The 540-nt window shown below is 48.7% G+C and carries 1 protein-coding gene; it reads left to right on the forward strand.

Annotated features, from left to right (window positions below; genetic code table 11):
* The coding region (locus R7190_RS30060) for an endonuclease/exonuclease/phosphatase family protein (protein WP_318138233.1) at positions 1-540 on the forward strand (540 nt) is incomplete at both ends.

Here is a 540-nt window from a genome sequence, read left to right on the forward strand (position 1 = left end):
ATTTTCTGCCTTTGTCGCTATTTTGTTTGTCTCGTTACTTGTTCCGCCGCAGCGCAGCCATGTGGCGTCTTGCTCGCAGTCTTTGAGCGTCATTCAATTCAATCTTTTTTACGAAAACTCAGACATCAATCAGTTCATCAACTATCTGTTGAGGCATCCTGCTGATTTGGTGGTAATGCAAGAGCTGACGCCGCGAGTTGGTAGCCTCTTGCACATGTTGGATGATATCTATCCGCATTATTATGGTGGCCAACATGACGTGGGGTACCCTTCAAATTTGATGATTCTTAGCCGACACCCCATCACGGAAGTTTCGGTTTATCGTGCGCCAAATGGACAAGAAGTCATCAGAGCGGTTTGGTTGCCTAAAGGTCAAGCACCGATCACTTTGTTTGCGGCTCATCCGCCATCACCAAGAACCAGCGAGCTTTGGCATCAAAGAAATGCGCTGGTGCGAACCATAGAAACTCTGACCGCGCTTTATCCCGAGCCAGAGGTGTTGGTTGTGGGGGATTTCAATCTCTCCTCGGTTAGCCCTCG

The organism is Vibrio sp. 1078-1, assembly GCF_033340475.1.